This is a genomic window from Flavobacterium sp. TS_SC_5 (genome assembly GCF_056156265.1).
This window is the reverse complement of sequence record NZ_CM149588.1, coordinates 137,624-156,024: the sequence shown is the minus strand read 5'-3', so window position 1 is coordinate 156,024 and position 18,401 is coordinate 137,624. Positions and strand designations below refer to the sequence as shown.

General features: G+C 33.8%; 21 protein-coding genes. 9 read left to right on the top strand and 12 right to left on the bottom strand.

Annotation, left to right across the window (positions count from 1 at the left end; translation table 11 throughout):
* The first annotated feature begins 35 nt into the window (after positions 1-35).
* The 5 genes from AC0J6S_RS00680 to AC0J6S_RS00660 all read left to right on the top strand — a co-directional run bounded on the left by AC0J6S_RS00680 (position 36) and on the right by AC0J6S_RS00660 (position 4,603).
* Entirely contained in the window at positions 36-1,352 is a 1,317-nt protein-coding gene (locus tag AC0J6S_RS00680) for an ABC transporter permease (protein WP_474954983.1), read from the top strand.
* Between the two features lie 212 nt (positions 1,353-1,564).
* The gene (locus AC0J6S_RS00675) at positions 1,565-2,728 is read left to right on the top strand and encodes a sigma-54-dependent transcriptional regulator (protein WP_474954982.1); all 1,164 of its coding nucleotides are present in this window, start codon (positions 1,565-1,567) and stop codon (positions 2,726-2,728) included.
* 95 nt (positions 2,729-2,823) lie between these two features.
* On the top strand, positions 2,824-3,546 hold the full coding sequence (locus AC0J6S_RS00670; protein ID WP_474954981.1) for a DEAD/DEAH box helicase: 723 nt from the start codon (positions 2,824-2,826) through the stop codon (positions 3,544-3,546).
* 16 nt (positions 3,547-3,562) lie between these two features.
* A complete protein-coding gene (locus AC0J6S_RS00665) occupies positions 3,563-3,781 on the top strand; it encodes a DUF2007 domain-containing protein (protein WP_474954980.1) in 219 nt (72 codons plus the stop codon).
* Positions 3,782-3,805: 24 nt separating this feature from the next.
* Complete coding sequence (locus AC0J6S_RS00660) at positions 3,806-4,603, top strand: Cof-type HAD-IIB family hydrolase (protein WP_474954979.1); 798 nt, start codon at positions 3,806-3,808, stop codon at positions 4,601-4,603.
* A 158-nt stretch (positions 4,604-4,761) separates the two neighbouring features.
* Here the strand turns inward: AC0J6S_RS00660 and AC0J6S_RS00655 are convergent, their stop codons facing one another.
* The 5 genes from AC0J6S_RS00655 to AC0J6S_RS00635 all read right to left on the bottom strand — a co-directional run bounded on the left by AC0J6S_RS00655 (position 4,762) and on the right by AC0J6S_RS00635 (position 8,586).
* Positions 4,762-5,655: a hypothetical protein gene (locus AC0J6S_RS00655; RefSeq protein WP_474954978.1), complete on the bottom strand. Its 894-nt coding sequence runs from the start codon at positions 5,653-5,655 to the stop codon at positions 4,762-4,764.
* 161 nt (positions 5,656-5,816) lie between these two features.
* Positions 5,817-6,983, bottom strand: coding sequence for a PDDEXK-like family protein (locus AC0J6S_RS00650; protein ID WP_474954977.1), 1,167 nt, complete (start codon positions 6,981-6,983; stop codon positions 5,817-5,819).
* A gap of 35 nt (positions 6,984-7,018) precedes the next feature.
* Positions 7,019-7,471, bottom strand: a complete 453-nt coding sequence (locus AC0J6S_RS00645; RefSeq protein WP_474954976.1) for a 3'-5' exonuclease — start codon at positions 7,469-7,471, stop codon at positions 7,019-7,021.
* 12 nt (positions 7,472-7,483) lie between these two features.
* A complete protein-coding gene (locus tag AC0J6S_RS00640; RefSeq protein ID WP_474954975.1) occupies positions 7,484-7,684 on the bottom strand; it encodes a hypothetical protein in 201 nt (66 codons plus the stop codon).
* A 2-nt stretch (positions 7,685-7,686) separates the two neighbouring features.
* Positions 7,687-8,586, bottom strand: a complete 900-nt coding sequence (locus AC0J6S_RS00635) for a helix-turn-helix transcriptional regulator (protein ID WP_474954974.1) — start codon at positions 8,584-8,586, stop codon at positions 7,687-7,689.
* 175 nt (positions 8,587-8,761) lie between these two features.
* On the opposite strand from AC0J6S_RS00635, the gene mtaB reads away from it, so the two are divergent.
* Positions 8,762-10,090: a tRNA (N(6)-L-threonylcarbamoyladenosine(37)-C(2))-methylthiotransferase MtaB gene (gene mtaB, locus AC0J6S_RS00630; protein ID WP_474954973.1), complete on the top strand. Its 1,329-nt coding sequence runs from the start codon at positions 8,762-8,764 to the stop codon at positions 10,088-10,090.
* A 131-nt stretch (positions 10,091-10,221) separates the two neighbouring features.
* On the opposite strand, the gene AC0J6S_RS00625 is transcribed toward mtaB, so the two are convergent.
* From AC0J6S_RS00625 to AC0J6S_RS00615, 3 genes are all read right to left on the bottom strand, one after another.
* Positions 10,222-10,938: a 3-ketoacyl-ACP reductase gene (locus tag AC0J6S_RS00625; RefSeq protein ID WP_474954972.1), complete on the bottom strand. Its 717-nt coding sequence runs from the start codon at positions 10,936-10,938 to the stop codon at positions 10,222-10,224.
* A 91-nt stretch (positions 10,939-11,029) separates the two neighbouring features.
* On the bottom strand, positions 11,030-11,716 hold the full coding sequence (locus AC0J6S_RS00620) for a lysostaphin resistance A-like protein (RefSeq protein ID WP_474954971.1): 687 nt from the start codon (positions 11,714-11,716) through the stop codon (positions 11,030-11,032).
* A gap of 1 nt (position 11,717) precedes the next feature.
* A complete protein-coding gene (locus AC0J6S_RS00615; protein WP_474954970.1) occupies positions 11,718-12,554 on the bottom strand; it encodes a DUF6929 family protein in 837 nt (278 codons plus the stop codon).
* A 151-nt stretch (positions 12,555-12,705) separates the two neighbouring features.
* On the opposite strand from AC0J6S_RS00615, the gene AC0J6S_RS00610 reads away from it, so the two are divergent.
* A complete protein-coding gene (locus AC0J6S_RS00610) occupies positions 12,706-13,584 on the top strand; it encodes a PPK2 family polyphosphate kinase (protein ID WP_474954969.1) in 879 nt (292 codons plus the stop codon).
* Positions 13,585-13,637: 53 nt separating this feature from the next.
* On the opposite strand, the gene AC0J6S_RS00605 is transcribed toward AC0J6S_RS00610, so the two are convergent.
* A complete protein-coding gene (locus tag AC0J6S_RS00605; protein WP_474954968.1) occupies positions 13,638-14,219 on the bottom strand; it encodes a hypothetical protein in 582 nt (193 codons plus the stop codon).
* A 221-nt stretch (positions 14,220-14,440) separates the two neighbouring features.
* Here AC0J6S_RS00605 and AC0J6S_RS00600 point away from each other — a divergent pair, with 221 nt between their 5' ends.
* Positions 14,441-15,823, top strand: coding sequence for an MATE family efflux transporter (locus AC0J6S_RS00600; RefSeq protein ID WP_474954967.1), 1,383 nt, complete (start codon positions 14,441-14,443; stop codon positions 15,821-15,823).
* Between the two features lie 28 nt (positions 15,824-15,851).
* The gene (locus tag AC0J6S_RS00595; RefSeq protein WP_379755437.1) at positions 15,852-16,082 is read left to right on the top strand and encodes a hypothetical protein; all 231 of its coding nucleotides are present in this window, start codon (positions 15,852-15,854) and stop codon (positions 16,080-16,082) included.
* Positions 16,083-16,084: 2 nt separating this feature from the next.
* Here AC0J6S_RS00595 and meaB read toward each other — a convergent pair whose 3' ends face one another.
* The 3 genes from meaB to AC0J6S_RS00580 all read right to left on the bottom strand — a co-directional run bounded on the left by meaB (position 16,085) and on the right by AC0J6S_RS00580 (position 18,381).
* Positions 16,085-17,173: a methylmalonyl Co-A mutase-associated GTPase MeaB gene (gene meaB, locus AC0J6S_RS00590; protein WP_474954966.1), complete on the bottom strand. Its 1,089-nt coding sequence runs from the start codon at positions 17,171-17,173 to the stop codon at positions 16,085-16,087.
* 95 nt (positions 17,174-17,268) lie between these two features.
* Positions 17,269-17,916 (bottom strand): NAD(P)-dependent oxidoreductase, encoded by a 648-nt coding sequence (locus AC0J6S_RS00585; RefSeq protein ID WP_474954965.1) that lies wholly within the window; start codon positions 17,914-17,916, stop codon positions 17,269-17,271.
* Between the two features lie 57 nt (positions 17,917-17,973).
* A complete protein-coding gene (locus AC0J6S_RS00580) occupies positions 17,974-18,381 on the bottom strand; it encodes an Rrf2 family transcriptional regulator (protein ID WP_113665317.1) in 408 nt (135 codons plus the stop codon).
* Between the last annotated feature and the right edge of the window lie 20 nt (positions 18,382-18,401).

Sequence of the window (18,401 nt, the reverse complement as noted above, 5' to 3'; positions counted from 1 at the left end):
ACAGTCTAAAATGTCAAATAATCTAACCATCTAAAATGTCTATAATAACATTAATTATAAAAAGAGAGTTTATAGCCAAGGTTCGCAATAAATCCTTTATTGTTATGACTTTTTTAAGTCCGTTACTTTTTGTTGCAATAGCATCGTTTGTAGCGTATTTAAGTTCGATGAAAGCAGAAACTAAACGAATCGCTATTCATGATGAATCGGGTATGTTTATAAAGGAATTTGCTTCGCAGAACAATAAAAATGAGGAATACAAATACCTTGATTTGTCTCTAATAGATTTAAAATTCCTGAGAGACAGTATCACAAATGAAAGTTATGAAGGATTATTGTATATCCCAAAAGCGAGTAATTCCAAGGATTTCGAAAGTAAAATCCAATTTATTTCAAACAGTAGTCCAAGTATGTCATTCGTTGAAAATATTCAGGATATAATTGCAAATAAATTGACAAAAAACAATTTAGAAAAAGCTCATTTAGATACGCTGGCAATTAAAAACGCCCAGTCCAAAGTGAATATCAGTTTGACAAAAGCATCCGGTGAAGAGAGTGTCAAAGGACTTAACGAAATCAAAATCGGTATCGGTGGAGCATTTGGATACCTCATTATGATGTTTATAATCATCTACGGAAACATGGTGATGCGAAGCGTCATTGAAGAAAAAACCAGCCGAATAGTTGAAATCATAATTTCCTCAGTGAAACCATTTCAATTGATGATGGGAAAAATTATCGGAACTTCATTAGCCGGATTGCTGCAATTCTTCATATGGGCAATAATCGGACTGTCTTTAATGTTTGCAGCTTCTGTGTTTTTTGGAGTAAATGTGGGGCCTACTGCCAGAGTTTCACCAGAAATGATGCAAAATGCACAGCAAGAAATGACCGGAACTGCCCAAATGTATATTAAGGAATTATGGAATTTACCTATTGCAAGTATCTTAATTGGATTTGTGATTTATTTTATTGGCGGCTATTTTCTTTACAGCTCATTTTACGCGGCAATAGGTGCTGCAGTTGATAATCAAACGGATTCACAGCAATTTCTGTTGCCAATCATTATGCCGTTAATGTTGAGTGTTTATGTTGGTTTTTTTACAGTTATCAATGATCCACATGGCACAGTTGCGGTTGTTTTTTCAATGATTCCGCTCACCTCGCCAATCGTTATGTTGATGCGAATTCCGTTTGGCGTACCTTTGTGGCAAATCGCAATATCTGTAACGTTATTATTTGGAAGCTTCTTTTGTGTAGTTTGGTTTGCTGCAAAAATATACCGAATAGGGATACTGATGTACGGCAAAAAACCAACATGGAGTGAAATGTACCGCTGGTTGAAATATTAAATAAAGCTCGGTTCAGCTTTGTTAAAACTTAATTAATTTATGGAGCTATTTCCCGTCTCGTCCTGAAGACGAGATTGTAATCTTTTTATTTTTAAAGAAAAAATAAAAAGGATTTCCACATCAATCGGGGCTAGGGCATCAGTTTTCAAAAACGTTGTCTGTTAATTTGAAATTAAAATTTTGTGTCTTGGTGGCTAAACAAAAATAAAAATATGTCAAAAATACTAATTATAGAAGACGAAGCCGCAATTCGAAGAGTACTTACAAAAATACTCTCCGAAGAAAATGATAACTATCAGGTTGAAGAAGCGGAAGATGGTGCTGCAGGTTTTGAAAAAATAAAAAATAACGATTACGATTTGGTTTTATGCGATATCAAAATGCCAAAAATGGATGGTGTTGAAGTATTAGAAGCAGTCAAAAAAATTAAACCCGAAATTCCTATGGTGATGATTTCCGGTCATGGCGATATGGAAACGGCAATCAATACGATGCGTTTGGGAGCGTTTGATTACATTTCAAAACCACCCGATTTAAACCGGTTGTTGAATACGGTTCGAAACGCTTTGGACAAAAAACAACTCGTAGTTGAGAATAAAATTCTGAAGAAAAAAGTCAGCAAGAATTACGAAATGATTGGTGAAAGTGAAGCCATCAATCACATCAAAGTGATGATTGAGAAAGTAGCACAAACCGAAGCCAGAGTCTTAATCACGGGACCTAACGGAACCGGAAAAGAATTGGTTGCCCATCAATTACACGAAAAGAGCGAGCGCGCGAATTTCCCTTTAATCGAAGTAAACTGTGCTGCTATTCCATCTGAATTGATTGAAAGTGAATTATTCGGTCACGTAAAAGGAGCGTTTACATCGGCAGTGAAAGACCGCGCAGGAAAATTTGAAGCGGCGGATAAAGGGACTATTTTCTTAGATGAAATTGGTGATATGAGCCTTTCGGCGCAAGCCAAAGTGTTACGTGCTTTACAGGAAAGTATGATCACCAGAGTGGGAGCGGACAAAGACATCAAAGTCGATGTTCGTGTGGTTGCAGCTACCAATAAAGATTTGAAAGTCGAAATTGCCGAAGGGCGATTCCGTGAAGATTTATACCATCGTTTGGCTGTAATTTTGATAAAAGTTCCGGCTTTGAACGAAAGACGGGATGATATTCCGATGTTGATTGCGCATTTTGCAGACAAGATTGCTTCGGAGCAAGGGAATGCCGTTAAAAAGTTCTCTGCAGCAGCGATTAACTTGTTGAAAGAATACGATTGGACAGGAAATATACGTGAGTTAAGAAATGTTGTGGAGCGCTTGATTATCCTTGGCGGAAGCGAAATTTCCGAGAATGATGTGAAGTTGTTTGCATCAAAATAAAATTAATTTAATGATTTAAAAATGTAATGATTTAAAGATTTGGCACTAGTTTAATCTTTTAATTTTTAAATAATTAATCTTTCAATCTAAAATAAATGAAACTAAAAAAAATAAATGAAGAGTTACAACAAGCCCTAATTGAAAACGGTTTGACCGATGCCAATGCGATGCAAAAAGAAACATTTTCGACATTGAAAAGTGGTTCGGATTGTATTATTATTGCACCAAAAGGAAGCGGAAAATCAACGACAATTGTGCTAAATGTAATTCAGAGATTGGCAGGTGCAAATGAAGAATCTCCAAGGGCTTTGATTATTGTTGAAGACAAAGCGAAAGTGTTAGAAATGGAATCTCTTTTTGAAAAATATGGAAAGAATTCTAATTTAGAAGTTTATGGTGTTCATGACAAAGGAGATATGGAATATGATAAAAATTATATTTCCAGCGGAATTGATGTGTTGATTGGGACTCCAAATAAGTTAAGCGAAATGTTTACCACGGCTGGATTTAACGTAAACCGATTGAAAATGTTTATCCTTGATGATGCTGACCCAATTTTGAAGTTGCGTCATGAAACAAAAATCATGCGTATTTCGAATAGTATTGTGAGAACCCAACGTATTATTTTTTCGGAACAATTCACAGAACGAATAGAAGTTCTTGCTGAAAAAATGTTAGAGGAGCCTTATGAATTCGATTTTGATGGAGAAGAGGATGAAGTTGAAGACGAAGATTTCGAAGAGGATGAAAACTTGGAGGCAGATGAAAATGTTGACTTCGAGGAGCAAGAAGGTGATGAAGAAAACGGTATAAAATAATTAAATAAAGAGTGAAATGGGATTAATGAAAGTGTTTTCGGGAAGTGAAATTTTAGCAATGGCGTTACAGCAGAGAATCGAAGCCATAGGTGTAGATACCGTTTTGAAAAATAATATACAATCGGCTCGATTGGGAGGTTTTGGAACTTCGGGACAAGCAGTAGAATTGTTCGTTCAAGAAACCGAGTTTGCAAAAGTAAACCCTGTTATTGAAGAATTCAGAATGAGTATTTAATTCATTTACAATAAAAAAAATAGAATGAAATATAAAATGTTGGTTTTGGACATGGATGATACTTTGTTGAACGACGATCATACCATTTCAAACGAAAATAAAGTAATGTTGTCTAAGGCAAGAGAATTGGGTGTTCATATCGTTTTGGCATCCGGAAGACCAACTCCAGCAATGATTGCTTACGCCAAAGAATTACAATTGGATAATTCTTATATGATATCCTATAACGGAGCTGTTATTACAGATTTGAAGGAAGATAAAGTGATTTTTGAGCAAACATTAACTCAACAACAAATCCATGAATTGTATGATTACAGTTTAAAAAGTAAGACACACATTATTACTTACGTTAATGGGAAAATTGTAAGTGAAACGGATTCTGAATATATTGAAATAGAAAAAAATATTACGGGTTTAGAACATAATAAAGTTGTAAGTTTTAAAGATGAAGTCCAATCTTCAGCTGTGAAATGTATTTTGTTAGAAGAGCCTGGATATTTAAAAGAAGTAGAAAGAGACTTGAAAGTCGCAATGCCACATCTTAGTGTCAGCATGTCAAAGCCTTTCTTTCTTGAAGTAGCGCAGAATGGAATTGATAAAGGTGCCAGTATCAAATTTTTAGCCGAAAAACTGGGTATACTTCAAAGTGAAATTATTGCTGTTGGAAACGCAGGAAATGATTTAACCATGATTGAATATGCCGGACTGGGAGTTTGGGTCGATAATGTAGATCCTGAATTGAGAGATAAAGGAGATGTTATTGTAGCATCCAATAATAATCATGGTGTTGCAGAAGTTATTAAACGATTTATCTTGAACTAGAATTTAAATCAAAAAGATAAAATTATTATCCGATACTTTGTTTTGTAAAAGAGCAGAGTATCGATGTAGTAAATTATTTTAAGATTTATTTTTCCGAAGATTTAAATTCAGACAACATAATAGTAACAGATAGAGATTTCCCTAGGTTTTTATTTTCGCTAGACTGTCATAGTAATGTCAGCTTTATTTCCCACTCTTTCTTGAATAATATCATTGATTACACCTATTTCATCTAAATTCATTTCGATTACATGTGATGAGATATGAAGTAAAATAGTTTTAGTTTTCTCAGTTATTGCATTATTTAGTAAAGGTGTTGAAAGTGCCAGTTTGATAGCTTTTCTAGCTCGATTTCTACCCGAAAAAACCGCAAAACCAACAAATAATGGTGTGTTATTACCGTATTCCGATTGTATTTCTTTCTTGAATAAAAGGTTTCGGTTTTTAACAAATTCTTTTACAAAATAGGAGTTAATATTTTTTAGATTATACTCATAAAAAGCTGCAGGATAACTATCAAGAATCATTGAGGTTGTAAACTGATTTTTTGTTTTTTGACAATTTGAATTCACCTTACTTTTTTTATAAAGCAAGGAAAACAAGTCATAATTCCATACTACACCTTTGAGAAAATATTCTTTTTTTAAATGACATGTTGTTTCATTTGCGCTTGGATTTCTAAGGTGCAAAAACTCTTTTACATTAGCATCCTCTGTTCTTGACAAAGACATAAAAAACAAAGCCATATAATCGAGGTATTTTATGGGCATATTCTCAAATTCAAAGAATAATTTCAGCATCGTATCAAAAGAAACCAGATGATGATTTTTTTTAGTTTTTAAAATTTCGTATTCCTTTTCAAAACCAGAAAAAAGGATAACAGCAATACATATATCAGCATTGGAGATTTCTATTGAATACGGTTTTGGAGTCACAACAAGATTGTCGTGTTCCTTAAAATCAACCATATAGGCTAATGTTTTACTTATTACTTCGTTTTTTAAATTGTCGAGTAAAATACAAATGTCAAATCTATCGTATGCAAATTCCATTTTAGTTAATTTTAAATTATGCCTACTCTTGGTGGTTTTCGGCTTTACCAGAAGACGAAATTAGAAGGCGATTAGGACAAAGGATGGCGGAGTGTTTTTTTTTATGTATAAAAAAACGACACTCGAGTGGGAGTGTCGTTTTTGAGTATGTTTTTTTATTTTTAATTAATTTTTTCAATTTCAATAATCTCTTGAATAATTTCTTTTATATCCTTATAAAAAAGGCTGTAAGTTCCTTTTTTAATATCTTCCCAAAAAGCAATATTATTAGTCCAATTATAACTATTATCAGTATAAGTTGAAAATCTTTTATATACCCATTCATTAACAGTAAATCCATTGTTTCGATACTTATTTTTAATTTCTTCGGAAAAATTTTCATCAATCATAAATCCAATTGAAACATCTTGAGCAAAATCATCATTTTTTCTGTCTTTCCCAAAAAGAATACTAATTCTTTTTTTGTTTTCAAGTACAACATCAACGCCATAATATGTGGTGTTTTCACAATTTTCAAATTTTAATTCATTTGAGATTTTGAGAGATTCAATAAAACCATTATAAATTTTCTTTTTTAAAGCCCTAATGTTATTTGCAATTTCAAAGCTTTCACTTATGTTTTCTTTCATTCTTTCAACAATTTCATCACTCATCTTGTTATTATTTGATTGGTTAGTTAAACTTTTGATTAAAAATAAATATTGGTTTAAGGTTTCACGAATAATCGGTTTATTTGCCATTTCCTTGATACTTTTTTCAAGCCATTTAACAATTTCAATTTGATAAGAAATACAAATAAATTCATTTCCGTTTCGTAAAGTTCCTTTTGAATTTTCAGAAGCTTCCTTACCGTCTAATGTTAAATATAGAATTGGGGCATTTTTATCATATTCATTGTATCTAACTAATTGTAATGGTTGATCTCCTGCATAAACTTTATTTTCAATTATAATATTATTTCTACCATCATTAATTATAATATCAATTCTTCCTCCTTGTTCGGCTTCATAATTTACTTTACCTGCAAATTTTTCTTTTTCCGCTTTGCTGTTTGCTGAATTGAAATTATTTAGTAATTGCATTTTTGATTCATCATTTTCAAAAGCATTTTTTACAGTTTCTATAAATAGTTTCAGAAACAAATCTTTTTGACCATGTCTTCCTTTTGCATTGAGTAAATTAGTCAAAATTGAAGAATGACTTAACTCGTCACTTCTTACTCCTAATATGTCAAATACATTGTAATGTTCACCTGAGTATTCAGCAATGTCATCATATTTTTTTTGAATTATAGAAACTTGTTGTAAAAGGTTTTTTATTTTTTCCATAAATTTTATTTTTTAATTTCAATTAACCTCCTCATTCACAACTCCGCACATGCCTTTGCATCACTAAGCGCATCGTGATGATTAAGTGGAATATTATGTTCTTGGCACAAGGTAGTTAAATTCGTCTTATAAATCTTATAAGTACAAAATTTATTATAGTCAGGAATTGGTAAATTATAGTAGTCGAGTGTTTTGGTCAAAACTGGAAAGTCAAAGCCAAAACCATTGTGCGCCACTACATTTTGGTTTTCTATATACGGTGCGATTTGGTGCCAAACTTGGGTGAAAGTAGGTGAGCTCAAAGTGTCCTTCGCAGCAGTTCCGTGTATGTCCGTAAAGCGATTCCAATAATAATTCTCGGGTGGCTGAACCAGTATATTGATTTCTTTGGTAATGATTCCGTTTTCTACTCTAACCAATCCAACTTGGCAAATGCTATTCCTGTAACCCGTTGCAGTTTCAAAATCTAAGGAAGTAAAAGAATTCATAAAATTTAATTGCTATTCATTACTATTTGTAATATTCATTCCTGAAATTTCTATCTTATACAGTCTACCATCAATTACTAATCGATTCATAAAACCTAACGGAATAGTCGCTGTTGTTCTATCATCTATTCCATCAGGGAATTTTTCCTTAAAAGTACGCTCTAGCTTATCAATCCGTTTTGAAAATAAGCTCACAAATTCTTCTTTTTCCATAATTATTTATAAAGATTTGACATTTCCGAAATTCTATTTTTGATGTCGTTTTGAAGTGAAAACGGAGCAATTACTTTTACATTCGAGCCGTATTTCAACAATTCCATTTTAATATCGTTGGTGGTATGAATGAGAATTTCTATGATTACAATATCTTCGTTTTCTTCCACAATGCGTTGCGATTCGTGCAACGGAAATGTTTTGATATAGTTACCCTGTTTATTAGAAAACTCCAAAACCACTTTTTCTGCAACCTCATAAGTTTCAACTCCAAAAGCGTGTTGGAACTCCTTTTCTACGTTATAGGCAATGGGTTTGAACTTGGTGTCGGTAATTTTCAGGTTAGAGATTCGGTCTAAACCAAAGGTTTTTACGGTTTCATCTTTTTTATCCAAAGCAACCAAATACCATCTTTGTTGCGATTCTTTTATGGCAATTGGTTTTACTTCCCGTAGCGTACTAAAATCATCCCAATGTTTTTGATGTGTAAATTTTAAAATAGTGCGGTTTTGTATAGCATGAATAATCCCGTGGATGTGTTCGGTTCCTAATGATTTTCGTTTTTCAAGAAACACACTAGGCGAGAGTTTATCTCCTTCTTTAAGTGCATGATGTATCGAAAAGGCATCAATCATTCGTGTCACGGATTGGTCTTCTAATTCTTCTTCATCAATAGTATAGGTTTTGTCTTTTCGGTTGTATTGAATAACTATTCCAAAAAGAGTTTTAATATCTTTTTTATCGCGTTCAAAAGTACGTATGGCATATTCAAAAGTCGTATCAATATCGTCTTGTTGTAGTTTATGCATCACATGATCTTGCAATTCAGTAAAACTACTAGGTCTGCTTCTCAAGCGGTCTATAACGTACAAATACCTTTTAAAATAGATTAATTTTGACATAATGATGTGATTTATTTTTCAAAGATAAGTAGTTTGTCTGCCGTTATGTGACGGAGTAAATAAATCTTAATTAAAGTGTTTCTTAAAAATGGAGATAATCTAATGTTTTAATGGATTTGTTCGTAAATTTGCAACCTCAATTTTTTGACAACGATTTCATTAATTGAGTTATCTTATGGAAAACAGAAAAAAAGTAGCCTTTTACACCTTAGGCTGTAAACTAAACTTCTCAGAGACTTCAACCATTGCCCGTAACTTACAAGACGAAGGATTTGACCGCGTTGATTTTGAAGAAGTGGCTGATATGTATGTGATTAATACGTGTTCCGTTACTGAAAATGCTGATAAACAGTTCAAGCAAGTCGTGCGAAAAGCAATGAAATTAAATGATAAAGCATTTGTCGCGGCGGTGGGTTGTTATGCGCAATTGAAGCCGGAAGAATTAGCAAACGTTGATGGAGTGGATTTAGTTCTTGGTGCAACTGAAAAATTTAAATTGGCTGATTATATCAATGATTTGTCTAAAAATGATTTTGGCGAAGTACATTCCTGCGAAATTGCCGAAGCTGATTTTTATGTTGGAAGCTATTCGATAGGGGACAGAACTCGTGCTTTCTTGAAAGTACAAGATGGTTGCGATTACAAATGTACCTATTGCACGATTCCGCTAGCAAGAGGGATTTCGAGAAGTGATGAACTGGAAAATGTACTGAAAAACGCTTCAGAAATTTCGAAACAAAATATTAAGGAAATTGTTCTTACCGGAGTAAATATTGGGGATTACGGAAAAGGAGAATTTGGAAATAAAAAACACGAACATACCTTTTTAGAATTAGTTCAGGAATTAGACAAAGTAGAAGGAATCGAAAGATTGCGAATTTCATCCATTGAACCGAATTTATTGAAAAATGAAACGATAGAATTTGTATCGAAAAGTAGAACTTTTGTACCGCATTTTCACATTCCGTTGCAATCTGGAAGCAATGAAATTTTGAAATTAATGAAACGCCGTTACCAACGGGAAGTATATACGGAACGCGTAAATAAAATACGGGAAGTAATGCCGCACGCTTGTATTGGTGTGGATGTAATTGTAGGTTTTCCAGGTGAAACAGATGAGCATTTCCTTGAAACGTACCATTTCTTGAATGAAATGAATATTTCGTATTTACACGTATTTACGTATTCAGAACGAGATAATACCGAAGCAGCTGCAATGGAAGGAGTTGTTCCTGCTAATGTTCGTGCAAAACGCAGCAAAATGTTACGCGGTTTGTCCGTAAAAAAACGACGTGCTTTTTACGAAAGTCAATTGGGAAGTAATAGAACTGTTTTATTCGAAAGTGAAAATAAAGAAGGGTACATTCACGGTTTTACCGAGAATTACGTAAAAGTAAAAACACCTTGGAATCCCGAATTAGTAAATACCTTACATGACATTAATTTGACTAAAATTGATGAAGATGGAAGTGTGCGAATGGATTTTGTTTCAGCTTTGGTGTAATTATTAAACATATAAGTCATATAAGCAAAAGATCAAAAACCATTAAGGGATTAAGTTCATTAAGTTTTACACTTAATGAACTTAATCCCTTAATGGTTTAAAAAACTTTGATGACTTATATGTTGAAAATTTTAAGGATTCGTAGACCAAATACTACTGTTTTTGATGAAAACGCGTCGGTTTAGTTTCAGTTGCGCAATGATTAATTCGGCCATATCTTCTGCCTGCATTACGGTTTCTGGGTTGCCATCTGTCAATTTTAATTCTTTGGCCATGTCAGTAGCAACAGTACTCGGAGTTAATGCAGTCACACGAATATTATGTTTGCGAACTTCTTGCATCAATGATTCCGTTAATCCTAAAACGGCAAATTTAGAAGCGCTATAGGCGCTCGTTAACGCATTTCCGCTTAATCCGGCTGTGGAAGAAATGTTGATGATATCACCCGTTTGTCTTTCGATCATATTTGGCAAAACGGCACGGGTTACATAATACGTTCCCATTAAGTTTACGTGGATGATGCGTTCCCAATCCGTTGGTTCTAATTCTAAGAATTTTCCAAAAGCGGCTATTCCAGCATTGTTGATTAAAATATCAATGGTTCCAAATTCAGCCAATGCTTTGGCAACGGCAGCGTTTACCGAATTGATATCAGCAACATCGGCGGTTATTGCCATCGCTTTTACTCTCAAAGAACGCACTTTTGCCGCTACACTGTCTATTTCTTCCTGAGTTCGTGCTACCAAAATCACATTTACGCCTTCTTTGGCTAATGCCAAAGCAATCGCTTTTCCAATTCCTTTTCCTGCGCCTGTGATTAGGGCATTTTTATTTTTTAAATCTGTCATTTTGATCAATTTTATATGTTGCAAGCAAAGTTAAACTATTCACTTTTTTTTAAAGAAATCACAGTGTGAAAAAAAGTATAATTTTATATTACTACAATTGCGATGTTTTGTTGAGTAGAGCTAATAAATCCCATAAGAAATGGCACATTATTAAAATTTTAATGTTTTTGTATTTTTGATAGTGCAGGGCAAATATAATTCCCATAAAAACGGGACCAATTATTTGTATTAGAGTTCCGTAGCTATAATGTATAAGCCCGAAAAGAATACTTGATGTAAGGATTGCTACATGAGTGTTTTTTAGTAGTATTTCTAATCTGGGAACTAGGTATCCTCTAAAAATTAATTCTTCCGTAACACCAGCAGTTATTGATGTAAATAGGATTAAAAAAATATTGTTTTTAAAAAGATTCATGATTTCGTTCATCGTTTTACTGTCAATATTTGAATCAGTTATTTTAAAAATAAAATATACAACGAGCATTGTCAGAAAAAGAGAAAACATTAGTTTAATTACCGATTTAATAAAAAATTTCAGCGAATATTTTTCTTCAGGCCATAATAGAAAAGGCTGTCTTTCGATTTTAATGGAATACATATACAGTAATAACAGACAAACCCAAATAGCTAATCTGGAGATAAAAAATGTTATTTGTTTACTAAAATTAGTGTACTCTAATAATGGAAATGATGCTGCAACAGTAAATAGAATTAGTAGTAAAAATAAAATCCCACCAATTAGGACTGATTTTTTAGTTGTTTTTAAATAGTCGGTCATTTTAAATTAAGTCGATTGTCAATTTGTAAATATCTGTTTCCAAGACTTCGGTGTCTTTGTCTTCACAAAGTAAGAATTCGATTTTGTCCTTTGAATTGGTGTATAAAGTCAATCCTTCAAATTTATGAGAACTGCTAATTTTTTGGGTAAAATCGATTTTCATAGTTTTCAGGTTAATGCTCCCAATAAAACTCCCTAAAACTTCGCCATCATCATACGTTGATTCGGTATCTTCGGCTGTCGCTAAAAAATAAATACTGTCTCCGACTATAATTCCATCGGTAAAACTACTGCGTACTCCTTTTATTTTTGGGAGTTTGTAGTCGTTTGAGAGAATAGTGAAATCGTTAGTGAGGTTTTTTCCTTCGATGGTGAAAAGGACATTTTTATTGGAACTTCCGTTGCCACGATTTAATAAAAACCAACTTTCGCCGTTATAGATGGCGCCTTCGAGGTTGAAATCTTCGGGTTTTATTATTCCGAAATTTTGCATGACGGCATACAAATCGGCGAGGTCATTTGTGGCGATTATCTTTTTATCAGTAGAATTGACTTGTATCATTTTGTTCCTTTTCTCGGTGGAACCGGAACCAAAAACATACAAGCTGTCTCCAAAATGGGTTATGGCTTCAAAATCTGCTTTGTCTTTTTTGAGTGTGTTTTCTGTAGGGTTTTCCACTAAAGGATGGCGTTTTAAATATTTGGAATCCATGTGGTATTCATAAAGAAAACCGCTGTTGTCACCAATAATAAGTAGGGAATTATCTTTATAAATAAGTCCTGATGCAGAACCAATGCCGATGATTTGAAACAGTAATTCGAGTGTGAATTTTTCCATAATATTTGTTGTGAAAAAGAATGCCTAGCCCAGATAGAAGAGGAAATCCTTTTATTATTTTTCTTTAAAATAATAAAAGATTGCAACGGATAGCTGGAAAATGCTCCTTTTAATTTGTTATATTTGAGTTTACAAAGATAAAATATTTCTTATGAAGTCTATAAATCCCGATGATTTTAAAGTGATTGGCAAAATTGAATTGGCCAAAATCCCAACGAACTTGTTTAATGGAGCCAGTGATGATGCCAAAGAGGAGAAATTGGATAAGGTTCAGGCGAAATTGAGCGAGTTGCAGGATGTTATGTACGCGCACAATCGATACGGCGTTTTGATTTGTTTGCAAGGGATGGACACATCAGGAAAGGATAGTCTGATTCGCGAAGTTTTCGAGGAATTTAATCCGCGCGGTGTTGAGGTGCATAGTTTTAAAACACCCAATTCAACGGAATTAGAACACGATTATTTATGGCGACATTATTTGGCTTTGCCAGAAAAAGGGAAATTTGCAGTATTTAATAGAACACATTATGAGAATGTCTTAGTTACTCGCGTCCATCCGGAATATATTTTGAATGAAAATTTGCCTGGAATTGAAAAAGTAGAAGATATTACGCCGCAATTTTGGGAAAACCGTTTGGAGCAAATCAATAATTTTGAAAAACACATCACGCAAAACGGAACTATTGTTTTGAAATTTTATTTTCACCTGAGTAAGGAAGAGCAACGCAAACGCTTATTGCGAAGATTGGAAGAAGTGGAACACCATTGGAAATTTTCGCCTGGAGATTTAACGGAACGTGAACATTGGGATGAATACATGCAGTATTATGAGGAGGCAATTAATAAAACGGCCACTAAAAATGCTCCGTGGTATATTATTCCTGCTGATGATAAAGAAATGGCGCGTTATGTTGTGGCCAAAATTATCTGGGAAGAAATGCAAAAATATACAGATATCAAAGAGCCGCAGTTAGATGAAAAAGTAAAAGCTAATTTTGAGATGTATAAAGACATCCTGAAAAAAGAATAGACAAAAAAAATGCGCTGAATTTCAGCGCATTTTTTAATAATATTATTGGTGATTTATAGTTTGAAACCATAAGCTAAACGAACACCTACTTGTCCAACTCCTCTACCAAGAGAACCGTTACTGTTTAAACGATCAAAATGATTATAGTGTGTATAGTTCAAAGAAATATCTATGTATTTAGTAGCATACCCGATACTTGGAGATAACAATAAAGAAGTTTTGTCTCTAGTATTGTCCACATTGCTTACTGCAAATGCTGCACCAGCTTCTCCCATAACGTAAAATTGGTCTTCCCAAATAAAAGCTTTGAAACCCGCTTTGGCTGGGATGATACCTAAATCTTTTCCTTCTGTTTGACCAGGAAAAGCATCAGCTTTGCTTACAAATAAATTAGTGTAACCTGTAGTCAAAGTCAATGAGTATATTTTTGATAAATCATATTGTCCTCTTACATCTGCACCAAGTGATAATTTGTAAGGATCATTAACTGAATATCCTGCATTTGCACCAAATCCTAAACGGAATCCTTGATCGTAATTTGTTGTTTTATTTGTTTCTTGAGCTTTTACATTACTAGCAAACATCATTGAGATTGTAAGTGCTAATACGAATTTAATTTTTCCTGCGATTTTCATAATTGTATTTTTTAATATTTTTGTTGTTTTTAGGGGTTTTGTTTGCTAAAACAACGGTGCAAAAGTAAGTCCTCAAGTATTTAAAAAGTTATAGAATTAAGTCCATTTGTTATAGAATTCCTTGTTTTGTGTACCTCAGCTAAAAAAAACAATTCTTTAAAATGCAATAGTATTATCACAATTCAATGCTTCTAATTATATTTGCCCAAAAAAAGGCAAAAGTGAATTTTTCAAAATACTTCAAAGAGTTTTCTTATAATATTAAATTAGCATATCCTGTAATTTTGGGAATGTTGGGACATACACTAATAGGAATAGTTGATAATTTCATGGTAGGCAAGTTAGGTTCTACTGAGTTAGCGGCCGTATCGCTTGGAAATAGTTTTATTTTTATAGCAATGTCTCTAGGAATAGGTTTTTCTACGGCAATTACTCCATTAGTTGCGGAAGCGGATGCCGAAAATAATGATCAAAAAATCCGCACTACTTTCCACCACGGATTGCTTTTATGTACGGTTTTAGGAGTTGCATTGTTTATTATGACTGTGCTGGCCAAACAAATTATGTACATGATGCACCAACCCAAAGAAGTGGCTGATATGGCCGCTCCATATATAGATTGGGTGGCGTTTTCATTGATTCCAGTGATTATATACCAGGGTTACAAACAATTTGCGGATGGTTTAGCCAAAACTAAATATTCGATGTATGCTATTTTTATGGCAAATGTGGTACACATCTTCTTTAATTATGTTTTGATTTACGGAATTTGGATTTTTCCAAAATTAGGAATTCTGGGTGCTGCACTTGGAACGGTTTTGTCCAGAATAATGATGGTGGTCTTCATGCATTACTTGATGAAACAAAATTCGGCATTGAAAAAATATTTTAAGAATTTCAGTTTTAAAGAAATACGAAAATCAATTTTAAAAAAAATCATAAATCTAGGTATGCCGTCAGCAATGCAAATGCTGTTTGAAGTAACGTTATTTACGGCTGCTATTTGGCTTTCGGGTTCTTTAGGGAAAAATAGTCAGGCTGCCAATCAGATTGCACTTATTCTGGCATCCTCCACTTTTATGGTTGCGATGGGTTTAAGCGTCACGGCAATGATTCGTGTGAGTCATACTAAAGGAATGAACGATTATAAAAATTTGATTGTCGTTGCAAGATCTATTTTTCTTTTGGCAATTATATTAGAAACTTTCTTCGCAATTATCTTTGTCGTGTTTCATAATTTTTTACCGCATTTATTCTTGAATATGAGCGATTCGACTCAAATGTTGGATAATGAAGAAATTATCTTAATCACTTCAAAATTACTATTGATTGCAGCTATTTTTCAAATATCGGATGGAATTCAAGTTGTGGTTTTAGGAGCGTTACGCGGTTTGCAAGACGTAAAAATACCCATGTACATTACCTTTGTGGCCTATTGGGTTATTGGTTTTCCTATTTCCTATTATTTAGGAAAATACACAGAACTGAAAGCTGTTGGAATCTGGATCGGACTTCTGGCAGGTTTAACAGCTGCCGCTTTATTTTTGTATATTCGCTTTGCGAAATTGACAAGAAAGTTGGTGATGCAAAACGATAATAAATAAAATAATAAATTACTTAAATATTTAATTCATGGAATTACCAAAATTTTTACTTGGCGACAATACTGATTTTCCCGAAGACATTTTCATCATACACCTTGATTACCCAAGATTTATAATTAATCTTAAAGATGATGAGGTGGAGTTTATGGAAGAAGCTGAAGATCTAGACGAGGCAGAATTAAATGCTGAAATGGAAGGATTGATCGTTCTTGCCAATGAGTTTTATGATCGTGAAATGGAACGCTACGAAAAAGAGTAGGTTTATTTTTTAAAATACTTTTCTAATAATTTTTGAGCGGCTGCAAAGGGTGAAATTTCATCATTTTGCACCGCTTTTTTAGTTGATTCCAGTGATTTTTGAATTTCCGGGTTATTGTAAAAATTAGTTTTCAATTGCTCGTTTATGGTTTCCAGCATCCAATATTGATTTTGTTCTTTACGTTTTTCAAAGAAATAATTATTGCCTTGTGTCAGTTCCAGGAATTTCAAAATGGTTTCCAAAACATCAGATATTCCTTCATGGGTAATGGCGCTGCAGGCTGCGGTTGTGGGCGTCCAACCTGATTTTTTGGCAGGGAAAAGATGCAATGCTCTATTAAATTCCATTTTGGCAAGGTTGGCTCTTTTAATATTATCACCATCGGCTTTATTGATGACAATAGCATCTGCCATTTCCATGATACCACGTTTGATGCCTTGCAATTCGTCACCGGCGCCAGATATTTTTAACAGCAAGAAAAAATCAACCATGCTGTGCACTGCGGTTTCACTTTGGCCTACACCAACCGTTTCAATAATGATGGTATCAAAACCGGCAGCCTCACAAAGCGTAATGGTCTCTCGGGTTTTTCGAGCTACACCACCTAAGGTTTCCCCCGAAGCCGATGGACGAATAAAAGCATTTTTGTCTTTAACCAGTTCTTCCATTCGGGTTTTATCACCCAAAATACTTCCATGCGAAATCGTGCTGCTGGGATCAACGGCAAGTACCGCTACTTTTTTTCCTAAACCAGTCAGGTATTTTCCAAAAGCTTCAATAAAGGTACTTTTTCCAACTCCAGGAACGCCAGTAATTCCTATCCTGACAGATTTATTTGCGTAAGGTAAGCAGGCATTTATTACTTCATTGGCTTTCGCCAAATGATTGATATTCGTACTTTCGACTAAAGTAATGGCACGACTCAGTGCAGTAATATTTTCGTTTAAAATTCCTTCAACCAGCTCTTTTGCCGACGGTTGTATTTTTCTAAATTGCTGAATATTCCCAACAGCAACAGCGCTGATAATTTCTGGAGCAGAAATTCCGGGTTTTTCGTTTAATGCGCTTGGATGGTATTTTTTATTTGGCAAAACTATTTTTTAGAATAGTAAAAGTAGTGAAAACAAAAACAGTTTCAAAAAGCAACGGCCTTATGAAACTGTTTTATTTTAGAAAATATATAGAATTAATACGCTGCTGTAAAACGAACCTGATGGTGTTTTGGGGTTTCAACTTCATCTGCGATAACTACTGCTGCATCTTCAACGGATAAAATACTTCTCTGATTTTCATCAAAAACAGGATTTTCTAATCCAAGGCGGTATTTACCGGTTCTTCCTGTAGTGATGCCTTGATGCATTTCAAGAGCCGGACTGAAAAATGCCCAATCCAACTCTTTTTCGTCTTTAATAATATTCAAATAATCTCTTGCGGCAGTTGCTCCTGTATAATATTCTTTTGGGAAATCGGGTGTGTCTACTGCTTGCAAATTAGGAGCAACAAACAAACTTCCGCCACCGCCAATGGTAATAAAACGTTTTACACCGGATTTTTTAACAGCTTCTTGAATCGCTTTTGAACCTTCTAGGAAATCGGTATATAAATTTGGATTGGTCCAACCTGCGCTGAAAGCGTTTACAATCACATCATTTCCAGCAATAATTTTAGACAGTTCTTCAACGTTGTTGATGTCTGCTTTTCCCCATTTTATAGCTGCGTTTCCATTATTTTTAGGATTTCGGGCTAGAGCCGTTATTTCATGATTGCGACTTGCCAATTCATTTAAAATTGCTGAACCTACAAATCCTGTGGCTCCGATAATTGCGATTTTCATAATTATGTGTATTTAAAAGTAATAAAAAATGTTACAGTTTTATATAAAAAAATAGTTTTAAAATTGATTAGAAAAATTTTCCAATGTAATGCCGCTTAATTGTAAGCTGATTTTCTCATTGATATTTTCATATAAATCTTCTAAGTTCTTATTTATTTTTTTTCCGACAGGGCATTTTGGATTAGGTTCGTTTTTTGAAAAACCTAAGGTCACAGTATCAAAAGTCATTTTGAATATGGTGTCTAATGAAATATCTGATGCCGATTTTAATAATTTTGTTCCTCCGTTTTTGCCTTCTTTGCTTTCCACAATATTATTTTTTTTCAGGTTCGCAATTTCTTTTCTTACCAAAACAGGATGTAAGTTCACGCTACCCGCAATAAATTCAGAGGATAAAAATTCGTCTGGGAATTTAGTGAGTAAGGTTAGGATATGTATTGTTATTGCAAATTTACCTGAAATCATACTGTAATAAAATATATTAC